Genomic DNA, 21,833 nt, shown 5'->3' with positions numbered 1-21,833 from the left:
ATGACAAAGGTCGATATGCATATCCCAGGCAAATCCGATCTCGACGTCAGTTTCGACGGCAGCCGGAAGATCCATCAGGAGGCGCCGTTCGAGCGCTACATATCTCGCAAGGTCGCAGGGCTGGAGCATTCGGGCTGGGCCCTCTCACCTGACGATACGGGGTTCGACCCGAACGACGCACTCGTGTTCGACGACTTCGTCGCCTGGCTCGAGGCCACCGCGCCGGAGAAGCTCGACAAGATGCGCCGAGAGAAGGGCGCCCGCTGGGCCGACCAGCTGAAGCGCGCCCTGGTGAAGAGTCTCGAGAGGAACGGCACCGTCCTCACGCTGCGCAAGGGCTTCCAGATGGCGGGCTATCAGACCATCGAGTGCATGGCGGGCTACCCGGACGACGAGCGCGTGCCCGGGGCGAGGGAGCGCTACGACGCCAACATCCTGCGCTTCATGCACCAGGTCCACTACCAGACCGCCGGGAGCAAGTCTCTCGACTTCGTCCTGTTCGTCAACGGCATCCCCGTCGCCACCGGCGAGGTCAAGACCGAGCTCACCCAGACCGTGCGTGACGCCATCGACGAGTACGCCGACGAACGTAAGCCGGTGGAGCCCGACGGCGGCAGGAAGAACCCGCTGCTCATGTACAAGAGGGGCGCCGTGGTCCACTTCGCCGTCTCCGAGGACGAGGTCTGGATGTGCACGAACCTCGGCCCCTTCCCGAGCAAGTCGGCGAGGCCCCGCTTCCTCCCGTTCAACCTGGGACGCGACGGCGGGGCGGGCAACCCGGACGCGCCGGAGGGCGAGTACAGGACCCACTACCTCTGGGACACCATCCTCCAGCGCGACAACTGGCTGTCCATCTTCGACCGCTTCGTCTTCGAGGAGGTCGAGGACAGGCAGGACGCGAGCGGCCGGTGGCGCAGACAGGCGACCCAGATCTTCCCCCGCTACCACCAGTTCGACGCCGAGAGGAAGGTCCTGGCCGACGCGCGCGAGCACGGGGCGGGGCGCCGCTACCTCATCGAGCACTCGGCCGGCTCCGGCAAGACCGAGACCATCTCATGGGCTGCGCACGACCTCGCGAGGCTCCGCCGCGCGGACGGCGAGAAGATGTTCTCGAGCGTCGTGGTGGTCACCGACAGGCTGTCGCTCGACCAGAACATAAAGAAGACCATCTCCCAGCTCTCCAAGGTGACGGGACAGGTCGTCATGATCGGCCGCGACGAGAGGGGCAACGCCGTCTCGGACGGCTCAAAGAGCTCCCAGCTCGTCGAGGCCCTGCGCCAGAAGAGGGAGATCGTCGTGGTCACCATCCAGACGTTCCTCTACGCCTGGCCGGACATCGCGGTGCTGCCCGAGCTCGACGGCGCCGGCTTCGCGGTGATCGTCGACGAGGCGCACAGCTCCCAGGAGGGCAGCTCGGCGGCGTCCCTCAAGACCGCCTTCAACGCGGCGGCGGACAAGCTGAAGTTCGAGAGGATGCTCGACTTCGACGACGACTCGGGCGACGACGGGTCGGTCATGGACGCCTACTTCGCCCAGATGCAGGCGAGCAACCTCATGCCGCCGAACGTCTCCTTCCTCGCGTTCACCGCGACCCCCAAGGCCGAGACCAAGACCCTCTTCGGCACGCCGACGGGCGAGGAGGACGAGGACGGCAACCCGGTCATGGGCAGCTTCCACCTCTACCCGATGCGGCAGGCGATCGAGGAGGGCTACATCATCGACCCGCTCTCGGGATACGTGCCCTTGAAGACCCTCACGAGAATCGAGGACGAGTCCGAGGACGCCGACGGGAGACTCGTCGACGAGCGCCGCGCCAGGAGGAAGATCGCCAAGTGGCGCTCGCTCCACCCGACGAACGTCATGGAGAAGGCCAAGTGGATCATCGACCACTTCGTCGACAACGTGGCGCCGCTCCTGAACGGCGAGGCCAAGGCCATGATCGTCACCTCCGGGCGTCCCGAGGTCGTGCGCTACAAGTACGCGATAGAGGCGTACCTCCGCGCCCGCCCGGACCTCGACCCCGCCAAGGTCGAGCCGAGGCTGCGCTTCAAGGTGCCCGGCGAGCCGCTCGTCGCCTTCTCCCAGAAGGTCCTGGGCGACAGGTGCGTCCTGCCCGAGGACGAGTACCTCGAGGACAACCCGTTCGCCCTCATCGAGCGCGGATACGAGTACACCGAGGCCAACATGAACCCGACCGGGCAGGGCCCGGTCGAGAGGGCGTTCGACCGCCCCGAGAGCAGGCTGCTCATCGTGGCCAACAAGTTCCAGACCGGGTTCGACCAGAAGAAGCTAGTCGCCCTCTACGTCGACAAGCCGCTCGGCAACGCCATCGAGATCGTGCAGACCTACTCGCGCGTCAACAGGACGTGCTCCGGCAAGGACAGGGTCTTCGTCGTCGACTTCGTGAACGACCCCGAGACGGTTCTCGCCGCCTTCAAGACCTACGACAAGGGCGCGACGATGAGCGCGGCCCAGGACCCGAACGTCGTCTACGACCTGAAGGACGCCCTCGACGCGGCCGACGTGTTCGCGACGCGAGACGTCGAGGGGTTCAAGGAGGCGCTCTACAGGTCCAAGGGCCTCGCAGCCGGCGGGGAGAGCGATGCCTACAGGACCGCCCTCTACTCCGCCGTCTCCGGGCCCGCCGAGATCTTCCGCGAGAGGTTCGCGGCGGCCAGGGACTCCTACGAGACTTGGCTGGAGTGCGCCAACCGGGCGGAGGCGGCCGGCGAGGCCGAGGAGGCGGAGAGGGCCAAGAGGAGCGCGGACGAGGCGGCGGGACGCGTCGCGGAGCTGATGACCTTCAGGAAGAAGCTCTCCAAGTACTGCTCCGCCTACACGTTCCTGTCCCAGGCGCTCGACTTCGGCGACCCCGACCTCGAGGTGTTCTACAGCTTCGCAAAGCTGCTCGGCCACAGGATCGCGGGCACCTCGCTCGACGACGTCGACGTGCGCGGCCTCGTGCTCCGGGACTTCCGCATATCGGCCCAGAAGGTCCCCGAGGGGGTCGAGGGCGGCGAGCTCATGCCGATGGGCGCGGGCGGCTCAGGCGCCGCTCCCAAGCGCGACACCATGGCGAGGATCGTGGAGAGGCTGAACCGCACGTGGGGCGACGAGGGCGACCCCCTCGTGAAGGCCCGAGCCGTCAATGCGGTCTCCGACGCCGTGGCGGCAGACCCCGTGACCAACACGCAGATCACGAACACGAGCAACACGAAGGAGGCTGTCCTCGCGGACGGGCGCCTGCGCAACATCGTCATCAGGGCCCTCATGTCGATGATGAGCAACGAGCTGGGAGACCTCGCCGAGCAGGCGCTCGACGACCCGCAGGCGATCGAGCCCCTGGCCGACCAGGTGTACGACCTCATCTCGCAGGGGAAGCGCTACGACATCGCCGAGCTCGCCTCCTACCTCTCGAAGGGGGAATAGATGGGCGCGGCGGGCTACGTCGAGGAGCTGCTCGGCGTCCGGGGCTGCGAGCTCATCGGCAGTGCGACCAAGGTCGATTGCGGCAGGAGGCTCCAGCAGTTCGACCTGAGATACCGCGGGCCCGTCCCCGCATCGTGCCCCGAGTGCGGCGGGACGCTGCACAGCCACGGCGCGAGGACCGTCGGCGTTGTGTCGACGCCACACTTGGGCATCCCGACGAGGCTCGAGATAGGGTTCCCGCGGATGCGATGCCCGGAGTGCGGCTACGTGTGGCGCCCGGCGATAGGCGGGGTCGACGCGGGTCACCGAATGACGGAGGCGGCATACGCCGACATCGCCCAGCGCTCACTCAGGCTCACCTTCCGCGAGGTCGCCGAGGAGTACCCGCTCTCGCACGTCACCGTGAAGAACGTCTTCGAGGACTACGTCCGCGAGAACGCCTCGAGGCTTCGCTTCAAGGTGCCGGCGTTCCTGGGCATAGACGAGAAGAACCTCAAGAGGGTCGGCATGGTGACCGTGATCACCGACCTCGAGCACAGGACGGTCTTCGACATGGTGCCCGGCAGGACGCAGTCCGACCTCGACGCCTATTTCTCCTCGTTGGAGGGCCTCGAGCGCGTACGATGGGTCTCGAGCGACATGTACCGGCCGTTCTGGAGGAGCATAGCCAAGTACACCCCGAACGCGACATGGGTCATCGACCACTTCCATGTCGTGAGGGGAGCCAACGAGGCCTTAGACGCGGTCCGCAAGGGCCTCCAGGGAGCCCTCGACAGGAAGGGCCGCCTTGAGCTAAAGAAGGGCCTCGCCTACGCCCTCAGGAAGCGGACACGCGACCTCAGCCCCTACGAGGCGTCGGCCCTAAGGGCGCTACGGGAAGACCCCTCCTACTCGACGCTGATGACCGCGTACGACCTCAAGGAGGACTTCTTCGGCATTTACGACGACCATCCGTCCTCACGCGAGGAGGCTGAGGCGGCGTTCGACGCCTGGATTCGGGAAATTCCCGATGGCAGGGAGTTCGATCCGTTCAGAGCCCTTGCTCGGACCGTCCAGAACCACCGCGAGTTCATCTTCAACTACTGGGAATGCCCCAGCCGCATCTCGAACGGCTACACCGAGTGCGCGAACCGGCTCATCAACGAAACGGACATGAGAGGGCGCGGATACTCGTTCGAGACGCTTCGGGCAAGGACCCTCTACCGCAGGCAGAACCTCGACCGCATCATCGCGAGCAACGGGCTCACGATCGGCCCTCGCATCGATGCTCCCGGCCCGCTCTTCGTGACCGAGCCCGACCGCGAGGACGAGGCCGTGGACGAGTTCATAGACCCGAGGTCGGGAGTGAAGGTCGACGCAACGACTGGGGAGGTCCATTAATGGGGAGCATATTCACCGAGCATGTATTTCCTAGATACGTGGGGCGTCAAGTGATGAAGCCCCAGATGAACGGCTTTAACGACCCCACCCTGAGGGATTTCTCCCTGCTCGACTCATCCGTCTTGATGAAGGAAAAACTCAAGGGCGAGATGTTCGAGGAGGAGTTCATCCGCTCGTTCCTCAACGCCGCGAAGGAACTGGCGGCCGCCGGAAGAAGGGCCATCGACCGACCTGGGATGTACGTGATGCTGAAGCACTCCTATGCGATCCCGGTCCTGTTCCTCACGAGACACTGCATGGAACTAGCTATCAAGAGGGTGATTAGGAAGTGCGGAGTCGAGCCCAAGAGAGAGCACAGCCTCACGAAGCTGTGGAGCTCACTGCTCTCGAGGTTCCCAGGGCAGAGGTGCCGTGAGGACAACAGGGCCATCAAAAATATGGGCGCATTCGTAGAGGCCGTAGCCGACATCGACGACAACGGCATCAGTCTTCGCTATCCGCAGGACAGTTCAGGAAGGCTCACGCAGGATAGGCCGCTCTTCGTGAATGACGAGGAAGTCGCCTCATATCTAGAGAAGTTCGTAGAGCAACTAGAGCTGATTGACTTCGACATGATACATAGAGACGTTAAATAAGTGGTTGGATTATTGCAGCTCCAGCTGTTAGAAAGATGGTTGGATGAGTTGATTTAGACTCAACAGCAACCAACCAGAGATTTACCAATTTCCAACCACTTGTTTTACATACCCTTTTTTTGCCGAAAGCAGCCTAGGGTTCCCGCTTGCCCTCGGCGAGCATTTCCTCACGTTCGCTCATGGCGCCCACCCGAATGCAGGCGTACCCCACGATCGCGCACGCCATCATCGCCATGCCGATGAAGAAGCATATGGTCGATTGCATCACACCACCTCCTCCCGCGCATACACTATCGTCCTCTCGTGCCCGTTCCACCTGCCGTAGCTGCAGGTGCAGAACGCCTTGACGCTATCCGCCTCAACGTCGACGTCGAGCACGACGTCCGCTTCGGCCAGCAGCCTCTCGAGCCAAAAGCCGAGCTCTCCGTCGTCGGCGAACTCCAGGCGCTTGTGCTCAGCGTTCGAATCCACGACGTCCGCCGCGATGACATTCAGGCGAATGTCCCTCTCGGGTGTCTGCAGGAGAATCTCCTGATGCTCCTGCGCGAACCCCCTGTCCGAGTAGTTCGCGAATGCCGAGAACATGCTGCCGTCGTTCATGTGGTGGCCGAACATGAGAGCGAGCGGGCTGTCGATTCCCCGCCCCGCGCAGCCGGCGTCGAGGTAGGGGCATCCGTAGGGGTTCCAGCCGCGGTAGACGTCGTGGTCGAGGTAGAAGGTCGGATCGTCGGCGCTCGCCTGTACCACCGGATAGTCAATATCAGTCCCCGGGACGCTCACCCACGCCACGATGTCGGGGTTCACCGACAGCCAGAATTCCCAGTCGACCGTCGGGGCGCCATCGGATGCCGCATCGCTTCCCGAAGCATCTGCCAAGATAGGAGAGGGGTCTACATCTGCCGCCCTGTCATGGATGCTGAAGAGCCACAACCCCAACGCCGCAGCACCGACCAGCGCTGTCACCGCCACCATGATTGCAAATCGCTGCTTGATATTTGTGCTCACTTGAACCTCCAGGAAGACGGGCGGGGAGGCTCATCGCCGCCCCGCCCTCTTCGATCGACCGGGACCCGGCTACTTCTCGGGACCCTCGTCAGTGGATCCCTCGCCAACTGATGCGTTTCGACGGATGCGGCCGCGAAGCGCGTATGCGCCCGCAGCGCCGCCGCAGAGGATCAAGGCGCTGATCAGAACCCATACGGGAAGCAGGTCGCCTCCCGTCTTGTCGTAGGGGGTGCCGAGAGTCTCGGGGTTGTCGACGACCACGGTCTGCCCCTCGTCCTCGAGGTCCTGATGTACCGCGATGACGTTCCCGTTCACGTCGAGCACCTCCTCGAACGCCACGAGGGAGGCGCCCTCCTCGAGCTGGAAAGCATCGAACTCGAAGGTGATCTCTACGGTTCCCTCAGAACTTTCCGCCACGAACTCCGCGGTTGAGGTCACCGGATTGCCTTCCGAGTCCTCAAGGGGCATGCCAGTCGCCTTGTCCATGATGGTGCCGTGGGCAGTATAGGTTTCTCCTGCGACGAGCCCCTTGTACTCGACGGTATCCACGACGGTGACCGTCCCGTTCTCGACCATGTGGTCGCCGTCGGCGGCGTCGACGAGCGTGGTGCCGATCTCGACGACCGTGACGGACTGGCCCTCGTCCTCGATATCCTCGTGCACCGCGAGGACGGTGCCTTCGGCGTCGAGCAGCTTCTCGAACACCACCAGGCGGTGACCGCCGAGGCCGGAGGAATCGAATGAGAGCTCTACCGTCTGGGTACCCTCGGCAGCTTCGGGCGTGAACTCGACGGTCGCGGCCACGTCAGTCGCGAGAAGCCCCTCGCCGCTTTTCAGCGGCTCGCCCGTCTCGGCATCCATCAGCGTCGCCTCGAGCGTATAAGAGCCTCCAGGGGTCAGACCCTCGAAGGCCACCTCGTCAGCGATGATGACCTCGGAGCCCGTCACGAGCTTGTCGCCGTCGGCGGCGTCGGCCGCCGTGGTGCCGATGTCGACGAAATGGACCGTCTGGCCCTCGTCCTCGATATCTGCGTGGACTGCTACCTCGATGCTATCCTTCACGAGGCTCTCGAAGGCCACGACGTCCTCGCCCGCGAGCAGGCTCGCGTCGAAGGTGAACTCGATGTCCACCGACCCGTTCGTGTTGTTCGCCGTGAACTCCTTGGTGGCGGTCACGGGATTGCCCTCGGCGTCGAGCAGCGGCTCGCCGGTGGACTTGACCATGAGCGTGCCCGTGAGGGTGTACGTGCCTCCGAACTCGAGGTTCTCGTAGTAGACGGTATCCACAATCGTCGTCTGCTCGTTTGCCTGGGCGATCTGGTCACCGTCGGCCACTTCGGTTGCCCGCGTTCCGATCCTCGGCCCCTCCTGGTCGTCGAGCGTCATCCAGACGGCCTCCGCCACGCCGGAGTCGCGCTCGATCCAGAAGGCCTTGGTCACGAGCTCGTAGCCCTCGTTCGCCTCGCAGGGAAGCTCCTCGAGCGTGTACTGGCCGTACGGCAGCGCGCCGAGCGCGTCGTTGGCGGGAGCCGACGAGCCGTCCTCGCCCAGCCCGAACCAGATGCCCGCCGACGGGTCCATCATACCGGCCGTGATGCGGTCGGCTTCGAGCAGGACGTCGTTTCCGTTGGTGTTGGCGGTGTGCCTGTTCCAGCTCGCCTCGGTCGAAGCCTGGCCGTTGCGGTCGGTGACCAGCACGTGCGTCTCGCCGGTCGCCACGTTGGAGATGGCGAAGGGAACCTGCAGGCTCGCGTTGGTGTCCTCGGCCTTCTTGGAGAGCTTGAGGTCGTTGCGGACGACCTGGTTGTAGAAGGTGAGCTCGCCGCCTTCCGCGTCCGCCGTCACGACAAGGCCGTCGGTCCGGATCTCGAAGGTCTTCGGCTCGCCGTCGGTGAGCAGGTAGGAGTCGTTGGTCGCGGTCTCCTGGATGGTGTAGGTGCCGTAGGGCAGCGCGTCGGGCGCGGTCTTCGCGATGTAGGAGCCGATTTCCTCGTCCCACTCGGTCTCGATGGCGGCGACGACCTCGCCCGGCTCGTACCAGGCATCGCCTACGAGGACCTTGTTCTCGGAGGCGTTCGTTATGGCGAACTCGATGCCGGAGAGCGTCGTGCCGACGCCTTCTGCTGCATGCCCGTTCCCGCCGACCGCCTCGGACTCGCCGAGCTCCGCGTCGGCCTTGGTCACCTGCACGCCGCCGCGTATCGCGTCGTCATGCACGGGGTCGCCGGAAAGGTCGACGACCTGGCCGTCGCCCTCGATGGCGAACCCGAGCTCGCCTTCCCAGGGAAGGTAGCCTTCCGGAGCGTTCGCCTCAACGATGCGGTAGGTGCCGCACGGCAGCGCGTCGCTCGCGGTCTGCGCGGTGTAGGCCGAGCCGTCCCAGGAGGTGGAGATGGTCATGACCGTCTCGCCGTCTGCGTAGCTGTGGCCGTTCACGTAGGAGTTCATCCCCGATGCGTTGACGATGGCGAACTCGGCGCCCTCGAGCGAGGCGTCGCCCTGCTCGCCTGCGCCGGCTTGCGCATCGACCTTGGCGATCTTCACGCCGCCGCGCTCCCACGTGAAGCTGGCGAGCGTCTGGGCGTCTGATCCCGCATGGATCCTGATGGCCGAGAATCCCGTGGAGACCTCGTTCGCACGTGCGTTGACCTGGCTCCACACGTCGCCCGCGATCTCGCGCTCCGCCCAGGAGGCGAACTCGGCGCTCGTGCCGTAGGTCGCCTCGGCGGCAGATCCCAGGTTGGCGTACGAGAGCAGGATGTGGCTCGCCACGCGGTACTTGTCCTCGTCCATGCCGCTTCCGTCGTACCAGGAGCTGGGCCACATGGACGCGTCGAAGCCGGGTGCCCCATAGGAGAACCACATGGCCGCCGCCAGATCTCCCGCCTCACTCGTCGGATAGGTTCCCGCATCGGGCGTGGAGCGCGACGGCTCGATGCAGTAGGCGTCGTTGCCGTTGGCGCTCATCTGGGTCGTCTCGTATCCGGCATAGGGGATGCTCTTGCCGATCGAGACGTTCACGTTCCCGGAGGCATATGCCTTGGTCGGGACGATGGCGACGGACAGCACGAGCGCCATCGCCATGGCGACCCGCACGATTTTCGAGGAGGTTATCCTCTCCATCGTCTTCTCTTTCATTTCTCGCGCACCTCCTCCTACATCGCGATGCTCTCGCGGCTCTGGGCGGCGCGCCTATCGCCGTTTCCCAGGCGCTCCGAGCCCTCGCGCGCGCCGCGCGCCTTCTCGGAGAGGCTCTGCAGGTACTCGCTGCGGTTGCGGTCGAGCGCCTCCTTGATCTGCGCCGGCATGACGCGCACGATGTCCTTGGCGGGCTTTCCTCGCTCGTCGAGCACCGGCTGGCCGTCCTCGTCGAGCACGCTTTTCTTGAGCCACACCTCGCGATCCGTCAGAAGCGGGATGTCGCGGTAGTTCTCGCCGCGGTAGCGGGATTCGTTTACGAACATCGGGCTGAACTGGTAGTAGCTCACGTCAACCCCGTCGACCACCGTGCCCTTCGGCAGCGTCACGGAGTTGAAGGTGCGTACCTCTCCGGTCTCCCGGTCGGTGTACTCGATGTCGGTCCGCACGAAGTTCTTGTGGAGCGTGAGGTAGGTGTTCTTCTTCTCAGGCATTCCATGCCCCTTTCTTTGCATCCTCGCAGGCGGTTGTCGATGTGGAAGCCCGCCTGCCTGTCCGTACCGTCGAAAGCCCCTCAGCCGTCCAAGGCGATCACCCCCTTTCAGAGATCCTTCCGACAAGATCAAACCCCGGATACGATGTCGCGCGCCCAAGCGCCGCTCTTGACGAGCGACAGGATCAAAAGCACGCACATCGCCAGGTACTGGAGCGCGTAGGTGAGCCCGGTCGCGATGCCGTCGATGGGGGTTCCCGTCGAGGTGCTCGCCCCGGTGAGCCCGCCCAGGATGAGCGGGAAGGCGACGAGCAGGATCAGGATGATGAGCCCCGCCAGGCACACCGCGGTGAAGTTCTTCAGGTAGCCGATGCCTATCTGGCGCGTGTCGTCGAGCGCCATGAGCGAGAGCGGGATCGGGCCGAACGCCGCCATGACGTAGAGCTGGATGGCGCGCGCCCAGCACACGACGAGCGCCACGATGTAGGCCCCGAGCACCACGACCCAGCTGATGACGGATACCAGGAGCAGCGCGATGAGGGCCGGAACGTCGTCGTCTTCGGTCACCACGCTCACGGCAGAGAGGTCCATCGCGCCGCCCGCGCCGAAAAGCGCCATCGTGCGGTCGATGGCGAGCCCCACCACCGAGTAGATCGCCTCCATGAGCTCGAAGCTGTTCTGTATGAGGAACAGGAACACCGCGAAGAAGACCAGCAGGAAGACGACCTCCTTCACGCCGGGGAAGGAGGCGTTGCCGTCCATGCGCTGGCTTATCTGGATGAGCTTCACCGTGAACACCAGCCCGAGCACCCCGCATCCGATGGGAAGCACTGCGGCGTCCCAGACCCCTCGCGCGATGTCGTACATGGAGACATCTCCTGCGGTCGTGAGCATCTGCGAGAAGTCCGCGCCGATGATGCCCTCGTAGCCGATGCTCGAGAGCACCGCCACCTGGTTGGTGAACATCCAATTGCACGCATCCCGCAGAAGCCCGGCGAGCCATGCGTTCACGTCGTCGGCGATGCTCGCGTAGGCGGGAGACGCCGGGACGAGCATGAGCGTCGCGAAGAGCAAGGTGGAGGCGAACGCGATGCGGAAGCGCCTGTCTGAGATCATCGTCGCCACCCGCCTCATAGCGCGCTCAGCTCCCCGCTCGCGCGGTCTAGGGAGAGCTGAACGATCGTCGATGCTGCGTCGTTCAGGTGGAAGGACGTTGTGAGGACGTCCTCGTTGCAGTCGATGTAGACCTCGCCGTCCCAGGTGGCGAGCGTCGCCGTCGGGGATGCGATCGACGCCCTCTGCGCGATGGCGGAGGCGATCTCGGGATCCTCGGCATCGAGGAGGTCGTTTAGCTCAGAGGGGTGCGCGGCAAGCTCGAGCCCGGCATCGGAGCCTTCGGCGATGAGGTAGTTCTTCGACAGCGAGAACGCGTCGCAGGAGATGCTCTTTCGGCCTCCCGCATCGCTTATGGAGAGCAGTGTCTGGGAGGCGGCCTCACCCGCCGAGCGCGTGAAGGATATCTGCGCCGAGACGCCAGCGTCGGCGGACTCCTCTGAGAGCACCTCGTAGTACATCACCTGCACCCCGGCCTCTCCAGACTCGACGATCGTCGAGTCGGAAAGCGTGAGCGTGCACGCTCCGTCCTCGCTTTCCCAGGTGGTGCCCGCATAGCCCGCGAGCGACTCGTCCGCCTTCTCTATCTTCTGGCTTCGCTCCTCTACGGGAACGACGGCCTCGGGTTCGCTCGGCTCTATCGCGCAACGCGCGAGCCCTGCCCCTATCAGGATCGCTGCGGCGCCCGCGGCGCATATGGCCATCAGTTTCGTCTTCTTGTCCATCTTCTTGCTCCTTGTCTATCGATACGACAGGGCGCAGGTGAAGCTCGAGATCCCGCTTGCGATCTTCACGACCTCGCCCCGATGGGGCGCGTGGATGTAGCGGTCGCCCCCTATGTAGATGCCGACATGCCCCATGCGGTAGAGGATGTCGCCGGGCTGCGCCTCCGAGAGCGCGATCTTCTTTCCCTGCGCGTACTGGGCCTCGGTGTTGCGCGGTATCGAGATGCCGGCCTGCTTGTAGCAATACTGGGTGAGCCCGCTACAGTCCAGGCCGACGCCCGGGGTCGTCCCGCCCCACACGTAGGGGACACCGAGCTGGCTGTAGGCGGCGGAGACGATCGCATCTGCCAAGACCGCCCCGGACCTGAAGTCCTCCAGGCTCATGCCGTCGAAACGGTAGAGGTTGTAGGTCTCCATGGTGGATTTCAGGCTCTCGACGTAGCTCGAGCTCGTCGCCCATCCCGCGTCCTTGAGCCCCTCGGCCATCTTGTCCGAGTCGTGGTTCGCAATCGCCTCGCGTATGAGCGCGTTTGACGCGTAGCGATCGGCCTGCAGGAAGACGCGGCTGCGGAAGCGGATGCACTCCGCGTCGCCGACGAAGCTGATGAAGTCCGCCGTGATGGTGACCTGCTCGCCGCCGTACTCCTCGCCGGTCCTCCACGAGCTCTTCCCCGCGACCTCCTCGCACAGCGCATACGAGCTCGACCACTTCATGCCGAACAGGTTGTGGTCCTGCGTGGCGAGCCCCGAGAGGTGGTCGCCCTGCCCCGACTCGACGATGATCTGCGCGATCGTGCATCCTGCGGGGTGCCCGTACTCCTCCTGACACGCGAGCGCCTCCTCGACCATCTCGTAGGTGATGTAGGGCGGCAGCCCCTCGAGGGAGGCTTTGGACGCCTCGTTTTCCCAGAACCCGAAAAGGGCGCTCACGATCTGGGAGATTGCGAGCACGGCGAGCAAAAACGCCATGATCGCCGCGAGCACGCCCGCCACGGGGACAGCAACCGACGAGCCCGCGCTCACGACCGCGCCCTTGCCGCCGGCGGATGCCGCAGCCTTCGCAGCCCCGGCAGATGCCTGGCTGACGGCCGCATGCCGGGCCTTCGCGGCAGCGCCTTGACCGAAGGCCCCCGCCTTGGCATGCTTTGCGGCCCCTTTCAGCGGGCCTTTAGGCTTCGAGGCGGCAGTAGCCTTCTTGGAGGCGGAATGCCGTGCGATGACGGAGCGTGCGCCGCGGAAGGTGTTGCTCGCCTGTCCGATGCCGGAGAGCTCCTCGGAGTCGTCCGCCTCGGACGCGGCGGCATCGGCGATCGCGCGCTTGAGGTTCCCCTTGGCCTGGGCGGCGAGGCGGGATTTCACCTTCGGCCTGCCCGCACCGACAGGGGAGGGTTCGGCGAAGTCCGCCCTGCCCCGCCCCGGAGATTCGCCCTTCGATGAGAGCACCTCGCCCGCGCGCTCGGTCGATCCTTTCACGATCCCCGCCGAGATGGCGTCTGGCCGGTCGTCCATCCCGAGCGCACGCGCCTGCTCGCGGCTTGCCGCCTCGAGCCGTGCCGATCCGTCCGAGTATGTCGCCGCGCTCTCAGGCATCGCCGCCCTCCCGGGCCCGCGCGAACGCCTGGGCGCGCTTTATCTGGGCGATCTCCTCGGGCTTGGTGTTGAACAGGTCGTAGAGCGCGCCCTTCGGGAAGTCGTCCTTGAGCGGCACGCGCACGCCTCCCGCCACCAGGAGGCCCTCGCCGGCCTTGATCGAGTCGTCGATGTAGCCCTCCTCCTGGGCCGAGAGGGCCAGCAGGTCGACCCAGCTCTTGCGGTCGAGGTGGCTCTGCTTGTGCAGGAGCACGAAATCCGAGTTCAGCACCATGTTGCGGGCGTCCTCGTGCTCGAGCATGTAGGTCGAGTTCTGCGTGATGCCCGTGCAGATCAGGTTGAACTTGCGGCCCTCCGCCCAGAACTTGGAGAAGTAGCTGATGATCGCCGGGTGCCCGAAGAGGCTCTGCACCTCGTCGATGTAGAGCCAGGTGGTCACGCCGCGCTCGAAGTTCGCGTACATGCGGTTGCGCACCGCTTCCAGCGCCGTGAGCATGCCGAAGACCCTCATGTTCTGCGAGAGGTCCTTGAAGTCGACGTTGGTGATGCGGTTGGTGAAACCCACGTTGCTCTGGTGGTTGAAGAACGAAAGCGCCCCCTTCACGTAGCGCTCGTAGCGAAGCGCGATGTCGCGCGCCTCGGGCTCCTCCTGCTCGAGCAGCAGCTCGTAGAAGTCGCCGAGGACGGGCAGGCGCCCCTTGCCCTCACAGCGCATGTAGGCAAGCTCCACGCAGCGGCTGATGATCGACTTGTCCGCCTCGGGCAGCCCCTCGCGCCCCTCTGCCATGGTCGCGCTCGAGAGTGCCAGTATCGCGTCGATCTTGAAGGCGAGCTGCGCCTGGTTGGCCTTGTCGGCGACGTCGGAGAGGTCGAAGGGGTTCATGAACGTGTCGGTGTCCGGCGAGAAGCGTATGCAGGTCCCGCCCGCGGGCTCCACGACCGGCGCGTACTCGCCCGCCGGGTCGAAGACGATCACCTCGTCGTCGGGATAGGCCAGGATAGTGTTCATGATCTCGCGCTTGACGCTGAAGCTCTTGCCCGAGCCCGGCTTGCCGCAGACGAACCCCATGGGGCTCGCGAGCTTCTTGCGGTTGCAGATGACGAGGTTGCCCGACTGCTTGGACTGGCCGTAGTAGCCGCCGCCTTCCTGGTTGAGCTCCTGGGAGGCGAAGGGCATCTGTATGACGATCTGCGCGGTCGTCATGTAGCGCGAAACCTCCACGTGGTTGAGCCCCAAAGGCAGGATCGAGTTCATGCCCTGGCGCTGGCGGTACGAAAGCGGCTCCACCTCGATGGAGCGCTGGCGCGCCGCCGCCATGATCTGGCGGGTCTGGTGGTCGAGGGCCTCTGCCGTGTCCGCGTAGGTGAACACGAGCCCCGTGTAGGTGAACAGTCGCTGGTTCTTGTTCTGGAGCTGGTCGAGGAGCTCTTCGGCCTCCTCCTTGGAGTGCGAGAGCTCGGGAGGCAGGATGGAGAAGTCGTAGCCCTTCTTGACCGCGCTCATCTGCTCGTCGATGACCTCCTTGTCCATCCAGGCGATGCGCTTCTTCACGTAGGCCACCGCGGCGGCCTTGCCCATGGGATGGATGTGGAGCGTGACGTTGAGCGGCATCGGCAGGTCTACGACGTTGGCGATGCAGTCGTCCTCGAGATCGCTGCCAAATCCGCGGAAGACCAGCACGCGGCACCAGGTGCCGTCCGCCCGGTAGCAGTCGGCGCGCCCGTCCGGCTTGAAGTCGAGCACCGAGGGCGCAATGAGGTCCTTGGTGCGAAGCCCGCTTAGCTGGGACAGTTTGTCCCACGAGAAGGTGAACTCCGCTTTCGGCCGCAGCTGTGACTGGACGAGCTCGAGGCGCTCTGCCCCGTCGAGCATGCGCGCCTCGCAGCGGATGCGGGCGAGCGTCTGCATGCAGTCGCCGCGGGCTCGGGCGAGCCTGGGCGCTGCGGCATCGAGGTCGTCCGCCCCCACGAGGAAGGTGAGATAGCGGTGGCGCACGAGGTTGGAGACCCCCTCGCGCATCTTGTCGTTGAGGATGCGGTTGTACTCCTCGACGTACTCGTCGACGCGCGGGTCGCTCTTCTCGAAGAAGCGCTTGCGCCCGATCTCGCGCTCGGGTATGGGAGTGTTGGTTATGGTGAGCTGCACGGAGGTCTCCGAGCCGAAGTAGTCGTAGAGCTCGCTCATCGCCGCGAACACCGACTGCTGGTTCTCCTCGCGCGCGGACTGGTAGCTGATGTCCCCGAACTCGATGGTCTGGCTGAAGAGGCCCTCCTCGACCTGCGCGGTCCCGTCGGCGTACATGGCGTCGTAGCCGATCGCGGAAAGGACGTCTTTGGCCTCGGCTCGCGCGCGCCTCTTGCGGCGCGCCGCCTGCTCGACTTTCTTCTCCTCTTCCTCGAGCCTCGTCGTGCGGGCATGCGCGCCGCGCACGGGCAGCCTGCCCTTGCGTGCCGCCGCCTCCTTTTCCTTGGGTTTCTTATTGGTCTTATCGAACAGCAGCATTCGCCTCCGCCCCCTTCCTCTTCGCCTTGCGCTTGGCCTTTCGCGAAGGGCGTCCCGGCACGGGAGAGGTCTGCGCACCCTCGAGCACGGGTGTGGAGCGGTAGAGGATCCTCTGGTCCTCGAGCTTGAAGTCGAGCCAGAGCGGGACGAACTTCTCGAATTTCATGTGATGGGGCCGCCAGAACCCCGCGAGCCAGAACGGCATGGATGCGCACATGACCGGCAAGGCTGCATCGCGCACCTCGATGCCGAGGGCGAACTGGCAGAGCGCCGCGGCTCCGACGGCGGAGGCGAGTCCGCCTGCGAGGCACGCGAGCGTGCGCGCGGAGAGCTTGCCCACGATCTTCTCGGTGTACTCGCCGATGTCCTTCTGGACCCTTACGGATAGCATTTGCACATCCTCCTTCCCTTAGGCGGGGAGCCAGGACGTGTCGAGCTGGCCGAAGTAGATGGCGGCGGCGATTATGATCGCCCCGCCAGCGATGGTCGAGATCGCGCTGGCGATCTGAGCGCCTCCCTGCTGCTCTCGGATGGCGAGGCCGAGCGACACCGCGCCCCAGACGATTAAGAAACCCCCTAGGAACGTGACGCAGCCGGAGACGAGTCCGATGATGTTTGAGAGCATCTTGGCTCCTTTGCATGTCTTGCTTGTGGGCGGCCGCAACGGTTGGGTTTGAGGCGGCCGCCCCGGTTGGTACAATTGGTCGTGGAGCGCATCTCGCGCCCCTTTGCATCCGGGACGGCGCGCGGCGGGCTTGTGTGGAAGCTGGCCGCGCCGCGCTTGTCAAGGGAGTGTCGGCTCCCGCCGTCCCATCTCTCATCTCATGGGCGCATCACCGCCTCTCCTTTCCCGGTACTCCTTGAAGTCGAAACGCTCCTCGTGCCTCGCGCCCGCATGCCCGGGGTCCACCTCGGGATAGGAGGGATGCTCCTCGATGCGGTACTTCGCGCCCTTCAGGGGGTAGGTCCCGCTGATGAGCACGATCGACTCGTCGCGCGGGAGCCTTCCCACCTCGTCGGGCGTCATGAGGTCGCGTTCGATCACGTTGTAGTTCTGGGTGGTGGAGCGGTTCGCGCCCCTCGAGTCGCTTTCCGTGAGCACCTTCACGGTCTGCTTGCCGACCATCTTGGAGATCATCTCGTTGGTCTCGGTCGACTTGCCGCCGAGAAACACCACGGTGTCGCAGCAGTCCAGGATGGTCTTCGCGCCCTCCTTCTTGTAGGCGCGCTCGAGCTGGCTGGCCGACTGCAGGATGATGCTGAAGCTCACGTTGCGCGAGCGGGCCGTGGCGATGACGCGCTCGAAGTCGGGCACCGTGCCGATGTTGCCGAACTCGTCGAGCAGGAAGTGCACGGGGCGCTTGAGCGAGCCCCCGAAGCGAGCGAGAGCCGTCTTGTAGAGCACGCTCGTGGCCTGCCACATGAGCAGCGCGAAGAGGAAGTCGAAAGTCGAGTCCGAGTCCGACATGCTCGCGAAGATGGCGTGGCTGCCCTCTCCCGAGCCGAGAGAGTCGAGCGCCATCTCGTCGTATGCGACGAGATCGGAGACCGCATCGACCGAAAGGGGCTTCAAGCGCACGTTGCAGCTAATGATGATCGACTTCAGGGTCTTCCCGGCCGCCACCTTGAAGGCGCGGTAGTTTGACAGCGCGAAGTCCTCCTCCGGGTCGCGGGGCTCGGCGATGCGGACCCAGCCCCAGTCGCCCCCGTCGTCGAAGGGGCGCTCTTCCCGCGCCTCGCGCCCGCGCCCGCGCTCCATGAAGCGCATGCCCGTCTCGAGCTCCTCGAATATGAGGTCGAGCGGGCTCATGTAGGACTCGTCCTCCTCGCGCGCCTCCGCGAGGCTCAGTAGCAGCATGAGGGAGTTGAGGTCCCTCTCCTCGGGTCGCGCGTGGTAGACGAGGTAGGCCACCAGCGCCGTGTAGAGCAGGCGCTCGGAGTTCTCCCAGAAGGGGTCCGACCCCTTGCGGTCGTCGGGCGTGGTGTTCTTGATCAGGCACTCCACGAAGACGAGGATGTCGGCCTGGTCCTTCACGTATGAAAGCGGGTTGTAGTGCATCGAGCGGGAGAAGTCGGTCGTGTCGAAGGTGCGTATGTCGTATCCGGCGTCCTCGAGCATCCAGCCGACATCGCCGAGGAGGGTTCCCTTGGGATCGGTGACGAGGAAGTCGGCGTTTGCCTGCATGAGGTTGGGCTTGACGTAGTAGCGCGTCTTGCCCGATCCGGGGCCGCCGAGCACGCAGACGTTGCGGTTTCGGTCGTGCTTGAGGTCGAAGCGCTTCGGCTTGAGCGCGAGCGCGAAGTCCCTCGAGAGCAGGATGTTGTTCGCCTTGTCTTTCCTGTCCATGAACGCTCGTCCCTCCTTGAGGGTTCCCCAGCGGGCGGAGCCGTGCTCCTCGCCCTGGCGGTACGTGCCCGCGCGCACGAGGCTGCGCGCCCAGACCGCCCAGGGTATGCATGCGGCCATGAGGCCCACGGCAAGCGCCATGGGCTCCGCCGCGAGCCCCGTTTCGGGAATCGCCGACAGCAGGACTGGGGCGTCGCATGCGGGGAACCCCGACGCGGCGGCCGCAGCCGCGAGCGCGTCTCCGGCGCAGAAGCAGGCGGCGCTTGCGGCACCCGCCGCGAGCGCCTGCGCAAGCGGCCTCATTTCGCCCTCGTCTCGACGCCGCGCGACATCTCGCGCGACTTTCCCTTGGCGGCCTCCAGTCGGGATGACGCCTCCCTGGCGCGCGCCGCCTTCTCCGCGATGGGTTCGCCCTTGATACGCTCGCGCATCTGCGAGAGTTCCTTTCCCGCGCGCTGGGCGGATGCGCGCGTGGTCTTCTCGAGGTCCTTGAAAGCCTCGTTCACTGCGGGCGCATCCTCGACCATGAAGACGAGATGCTCGCCCTCCGGCATGGGCGCGAACTCGTGTCGGATGCCCTCGCGCGAGAGTTTCTCGTCGATGGCCTGGCGGATGGTCTCGTACTCGGGAAGCGCTGTGAATTCGGACAGGTCGAGCTTTGCCCACTCGGCCACGCTGCGGCCAGGTTCGGCCCCGCCTTCGATTGCGTCTTCGCCGCGGGCGCGCCTGAATGCCGATGCGAGCCGCTCGCCGCTGGCCATCATGGCCGCCTCGCCGGCATCCTGACCTATGCGGATCATCCAGTCGACGAGTTTCTCTCCGGAGTCGTCGCCGAAGTCGTTTGTCATGCTTCTTGTCCCTTCCTCTTGGTGGGACAGACTGTCCCAGTCGCTTTCCGAAAACAGAGAAGGCGGGGTGAACCCGCCTTCGTAAGTGTGTTCAGCGAAGCTCCGCCCGCGCGCCGCGCGTGGGCGTCATCGCCGTTTTGTTCAGTTGCTGGATGGAATCGCGTGCGCGTCTGGCGGCATCCTCGATGCTCGGAACCGCCTCCATGTACTCGAGGCGCTTGCACTGCTCTGGAGTTGCGCGATGCATGCACTCTATCGCATGTGAGAACCTCTCGGGCTCCTGCACGATGCGGCCGAAGGACCAACTCTCGAAGGCGAGCCAGCCGGAGTCGGTGCGCTTCAGCGTCCACCACTCGTCGCCGCCGTCGACCTGCTGCACGAAGGCGAGATCCTCGTACACGATCCCCTGGCGCAGCGCCCAGTTTCCGTGCGCGAAGAAGCCGCGCAGCTCTTCCACGCTGCCGGCCTTCGCGAACTCGTAGGGGTATTCCTCGAGGTAGGGGTCGTCTTGCCAGGGGTATCCGCCCCGCCTGAGCCAGCCGTTCTCCTGGCATTTGTCGGCGAGCTCCCGCTTGGTTCTCTCGTCGGCTTCCTTCAACCTGCCCGTCATCGTTCCTCCATCGCCTTCCGGAGTCGGCTGCCATCCGCACGCCGACTGCCCTCGATTCTTGTCGCGATTTACTCACAGACTCGCCGATGGCGTCGGCGGGAGAAGGCGCCGTCGTCCCGGCAAGTCCCGTCGGTCACATCCTTGACGCAATCCTCATATCCGGCCCCGTGAGGTGGATGGGGATGGTGGTCTCCGAGAGCCGGCTCGCGATAGCCTCGGCGGTCTCCGTCTCTCCCTTCCTTCCAAGCCTTTTCGATAGCGCCTGGGGCGAGTAGTTCGAGGTGAAGATGGTCGGCCTCATGTTTTCGTATCGGGCGTTTATCACAAGGAACATCATGTTCGAGGACCACTCCTTGGCATCCTCTTTGCCGAGGTCGTCGAGGACGAGGACGTCGCATGCAGCGTATCTGGAAATGACCGAATCGGTCTCCCCGTTCCCCGAGAAGCTCGCCTTGATCCTCTCGAGCATCGCCGATGCCGTTGTGAACACCGTGCGGTAGCCGGCGTCCACGAAGGCGTTCGCCAAGGCTGCGGCTGAATAGCTTTTCCCCCTTCCGACCGAGCCGTATATGTAGAGGCCTCGCCCTGCGCTGCCCTCGAACGACTCGAGGTAGTCGATGAGGTCCTGGTGCTGGACGGTCGCGCCGAGGAACCGCTTCGGGATCCCCGCGCGCTTGCGGCGCTCGGCCAGGCGCGCTTCCCTCTTCGCGGCTTCCATCCTCTCGGCTCGCGCCCTTTGCCCGCGTGCGCCCTCGCAGTCGCATTCGCGGAACCCCGCGACGATCCGCCTGGCGCCGAACTCGACCACGCATGGAGCGAGGGGGCGCCCGCAGTATTCGCAGCAAGCCTCCGAATGCGTCGGCTTCGATTCGCCCATGGCACGTCCTATCTGTAATCTTTGTTTTCCGTCTTTGTTATTAGCTGGCAAGGCGTCAGGGGTCGGCATGGCGTCTGGTCATGCAGAAGGCGGCACGGGCGCGGCCCGCGGTCATCCGATGGCATTTCGCCATGCGTCGACTGGCCGGCCCCCTCGATTGCCCCCTTCGCCCTTCGGGCCGCCTCGAAGTCTATGCGGTAGACCTTCGTCTCCCTCCCTTTGGAAAGCTCTTGGCGGCCTACCTCGAACACAAGGCCCACCTCCTCGAGCTTCCTCACCGCTCGGACAACGCTTCGCGTGTCGACTCCGAGAATCTTGCCCAGATGCGCCTTGCTCTCGAAGTAGGGGGATCCGCTTTCGCAGAAGCCGTAGATCCGGGCGTACACAAGGAGGGGGAGGCCTGTGAGGCCGAGCCCCCTCGTCATGAACTCCCTTACGATGATGAAAGCCTCGTCGCTACGCTCCGCCATGCCGGTCGTTCCCCGCGTCCCTAGACCGCATTGCGCTTGCTCCACTCGAGGAGCTCGTCGCGATAGGCGAAGAACCCGCGCTTCTTGCCGTTCATGCGCCTCAAAGGCAGGGGGTCGTCCTCGCGCTTGTGCCACTCGTAGACGCTGTTTCGGCTTACGCGGAACAGAATTGCAATCTCCTCGACCGAATACGTGTCCTGGACAAGGACGGGCGTCTTGACGAAGACGCCAGATGTTTTTCTATCAGAAATCATATCGAGTGCTCCTTCCGAAGGCGGCGGAACGCGGCAGCGCGCGCAAGAGCGCCGTCAGCATGCCTACCGCCTTCCAAGGGCCCGGTCGACAGCTTCGATATCGAAGCGAATGGTCTTCGCGCTGAGCCTCACGCAGGGAATCGAGCCCTTGCGGGCCATCGACAGCACCCTTCTGGGCGTTATTCCGAGATGCCGGGACACTTCCTCCGCATCAACGAGGTCGGACAGCGATTGGCTCGATCCTCCGAATCGCCGAAGGCCTCTGATGCCGTCTTCCGATACGTCCATGGGTTTCCTTTCGTCTCCACAAGGCGCTCTTAAAGCGTTTCGAGCACCGATAGCTCCAATAAAGTCCTTTCGGTCATGTTCGAGCCGGAGTCGAATGGGGTCAAAACGGGAAAAGCGGGCTTGTCCCG

20 protein-coding genes are annotated in these 21,833 nt (G+C 64.9%); 3 read left to right on the top strand and 17 right to left on the bottom strand.

The genetic code is table 11. The annotated features are described in order from the left end of the window. The 3 genes from ELEN_RS07575 to ELEN_RS07565 are packed head-to-tail and all read left to right on the top strand — an operon-like array spanning position 1 to position 5,444. Positions 1 to 3,429: a type I restriction endonuclease gene (locus ELEN_RS07575; RefSeq protein ID WP_015760611.1), complete on the top strand. Its 3,429-nt coding sequence runs from the start codon at positions 1 to 3 to the stop codon at positions 3,427 to 3,429. Continuing rightward, the gene (locus tag ELEN_RS07570) at positions 3,430 to 4,809 is read left to right on the top strand and encodes an ISL3 family transposase (RefSeq protein WP_015760610.1); all 1,380 of its coding nucleotides are present in this window, start codon (positions 3,430 to 3,432) and stop codon (positions 4,807 to 4,809) included. Continuing rightward, complete coding sequence (locus tag ELEN_RS07565; RefSeq protein ID WP_015760609.1) at positions 4,809 to 5,444, top strand: HEPN domain-containing protein; 636 nt, start codon at positions 4,809 to 4,811, stop codon at positions 5,442 to 5,444. Before ELEN_RS07570 ends, ELEN_RS07565 begins: the two co-directional genes overlap by 1 nt. Positions 5,445 to 5,577: 133 nt before the next feature. Here the strand turns inward: ELEN_RS07565 and ELEN_RS07560 are convergent, their stop codons facing one another. The 17 genes from ELEN_RS07560 to ELEN_RS07480 form a co-directional block, all read right to left on the bottom strand. Then, positions 5,578 to 5,709: a hypothetical protein gene (locus ELEN_RS07560; protein WP_013978957.1), complete on the bottom strand. Its 132-nt coding sequence runs from the start codon at positions 5,707 to 5,709 to the stop codon at positions 5,578 to 5,580. Next, positions 5,709 to 6,416, bottom strand: coding sequence for a class B sortase (locus ELEN_RS07555; protein WP_229026827.1), 708 nt, complete (start codon positions 6,414 to 6,416; stop codon positions 5,709 to 5,711). Before ELEN_RS07555 ends, ELEN_RS07560 begins: the two co-directional genes overlap by 1 nt. A 102-nt stretch (positions 6,417 to 6,518) precedes the next feature. Continuing rightward, complete coding sequence (locus ELEN_RS07550) at positions 6,519 to 9,587, bottom strand: VaFE repeat-containing surface-anchored protein (RefSeq protein WP_015760607.1); 3,069 nt, start codon at positions 9,585 to 9,587, stop codon at positions 6,519 to 6,521. 17 nt (positions 9,588 to 9,604) lie between these two features. Next, positions 9,605 to 10,081, bottom strand: a complete 477-nt coding sequence (locus ELEN_RS07545; protein ID WP_015760606.1) for a hypothetical protein — start codon at positions 10,079 to 10,081, stop codon at positions 9,605 to 9,607. 128 nt (positions 10,082 to 10,209) lie between these two features. After that, positions 10,210 to 11,196, bottom strand: coding sequence for a VirB6/TrbL-like conjugal transfer protein, CD1112 family (locus ELEN_RS07540; RefSeq protein WP_015760605.1), 987 nt, complete (start codon positions 11,194 to 11,196; stop codon positions 10,210 to 10,212). Between the two features lie 14 nt (positions 11,197 to 11,210). Beyond that, positions 11,211 to 11,918 carry a hypothetical protein gene (locus ELEN_RS07535; protein WP_015760604.1) on the bottom strand — a complete coding sequence of 236 codons (708 nt, stop codon included), beginning with the start codon at positions 11,916 to 11,918 and terminating at the stop codon, positions 11,211 to 11,213. A gap of 15 nt (positions 11,919 to 11,933) precedes the next feature. Beyond that, entirely contained in the window at positions 11,934 to 13,508 is a 1,575-nt protein-coding gene (locus ELEN_RS07530) for a C40 family peptidase (RefSeq protein ID WP_015760603.1), read from the bottom strand. Beyond that, a complete protein-coding gene (locus tag ELEN_RS07525; protein ID WP_015760602.1) occupies positions 13,501 to 16,011 on the bottom strand; it encodes a VirB4-like conjugal transfer ATPase, CD1110 family in 2,511 nt (836 codons plus the stop codon). The genes ELEN_RS07530 and ELEN_RS07525 overlap by 8 nt, the downstream gene beginning before the upstream one ends. After that, on the bottom strand, positions 15,995 to 16,402 hold the full coding sequence (locus ELEN_RS07520; RefSeq protein ID WP_015760601.1) for a PrgI family protein: 408 nt from the start codon (positions 16,400 to 16,402) through the stop codon (positions 15,995 to 15,997). Before ELEN_RS07520 ends, ELEN_RS07525 begins: the two co-directional genes overlap by 17 nt. Before the next feature lie 18 nt (positions 16,403 to 16,420). Beyond that, complete coding sequence (locus tag ELEN_RS07515) at positions 16,421 to 16,636, bottom strand: hypothetical protein (protein WP_015760600.1); 216 nt, start codon at positions 16,634 to 16,636, stop codon at positions 16,421 to 16,423. Positions 16,637 to 16,828: 192 nt separating this feature from the next. After that, complete coding sequence (locus ELEN_RS07510) at positions 16,829 to 18,661, bottom strand: VirD4-like conjugal transfer protein, CD1115 family (RefSeq protein WP_015760599.1); 1,833 nt, start codon at positions 18,659 to 18,661, stop codon at positions 16,829 to 16,831. Next, a complete protein-coding gene (locus ELEN_RS07505; RefSeq protein ID WP_015760598.1) occupies positions 18,658 to 19,206 on the bottom strand; it encodes a hypothetical protein in 549 nt (182 codons plus the stop codon). Before ELEN_RS07505 ends, ELEN_RS07510 begins: the two co-directional genes overlap by 4 nt. A 91-nt stretch (positions 19,207 to 19,297) precedes the next feature. Further along, positions 19,298 to 19,816: a hypothetical protein gene (locus ELEN_RS07500; RefSeq protein WP_015760597.1), complete on the bottom strand. Its 519-nt coding sequence runs from the start codon at positions 19,814 to 19,816 to the stop codon at positions 19,298 to 19,300. Positions 19,817 to 19,949: 133 nt separating this feature from the next. Then, positions 19,950 to 20,693: an ATP-binding protein gene (locus ELEN_RS07495; protein WP_013978970.1), complete on the bottom strand. Its 744-nt coding sequence runs from the start codon at positions 20,691 to 20,693 to the stop codon at positions 19,950 to 19,952. Between the two features lie 8 nt (positions 20,694 to 20,701). Continuing rightward, complete coding sequence (locus tag ELEN_RS07490) at positions 20,702 to 21,163, bottom strand: transcriptional regulator (RefSeq protein ID WP_015760596.1); 462 nt, start codon at positions 21,161 to 21,163, stop codon at positions 20,702 to 20,704. 20 nt (positions 21,164 to 21,183) lie between these two features. Continuing rightward, positions 21,184 to 21,417 carry a helix-turn-helix domain-containing protein gene (locus tag ELEN_RS07485; protein WP_015760595.1) on the bottom strand — a complete coding sequence of 78 codons (234 nt, stop codon included), beginning with the start codon at positions 21,415 to 21,417 and terminating at the stop codon, positions 21,184 to 21,186. Between the two features lie 63 nt (positions 21,418 to 21,480). Continuing rightward, positions 21,481 to 21,705 (bottom strand): helix-turn-helix domain-containing protein, encoded by a 225-nt coding sequence (locus tag ELEN_RS07480; protein WP_015760594.1) that lies wholly within the window; start codon positions 21,703 to 21,705, stop codon positions 21,481 to 21,483. Between the last annotated feature and the right edge of the window lie 128 nt (positions 21,706 to 21,833).

It is taken from the genome of Eggerthella lenta DSM 2243, assembly GCF_000024265.1.
GTDB classification, from domain to species: Bacteria; Actinomycetota; Coriobacteriia; order Coriobacteriales; family Eggerthellaceae; genus Eggerthella; species Eggerthella lenta.
This window is presented reverse-complemented; position numbering and strand designations above follow the sequence as displayed.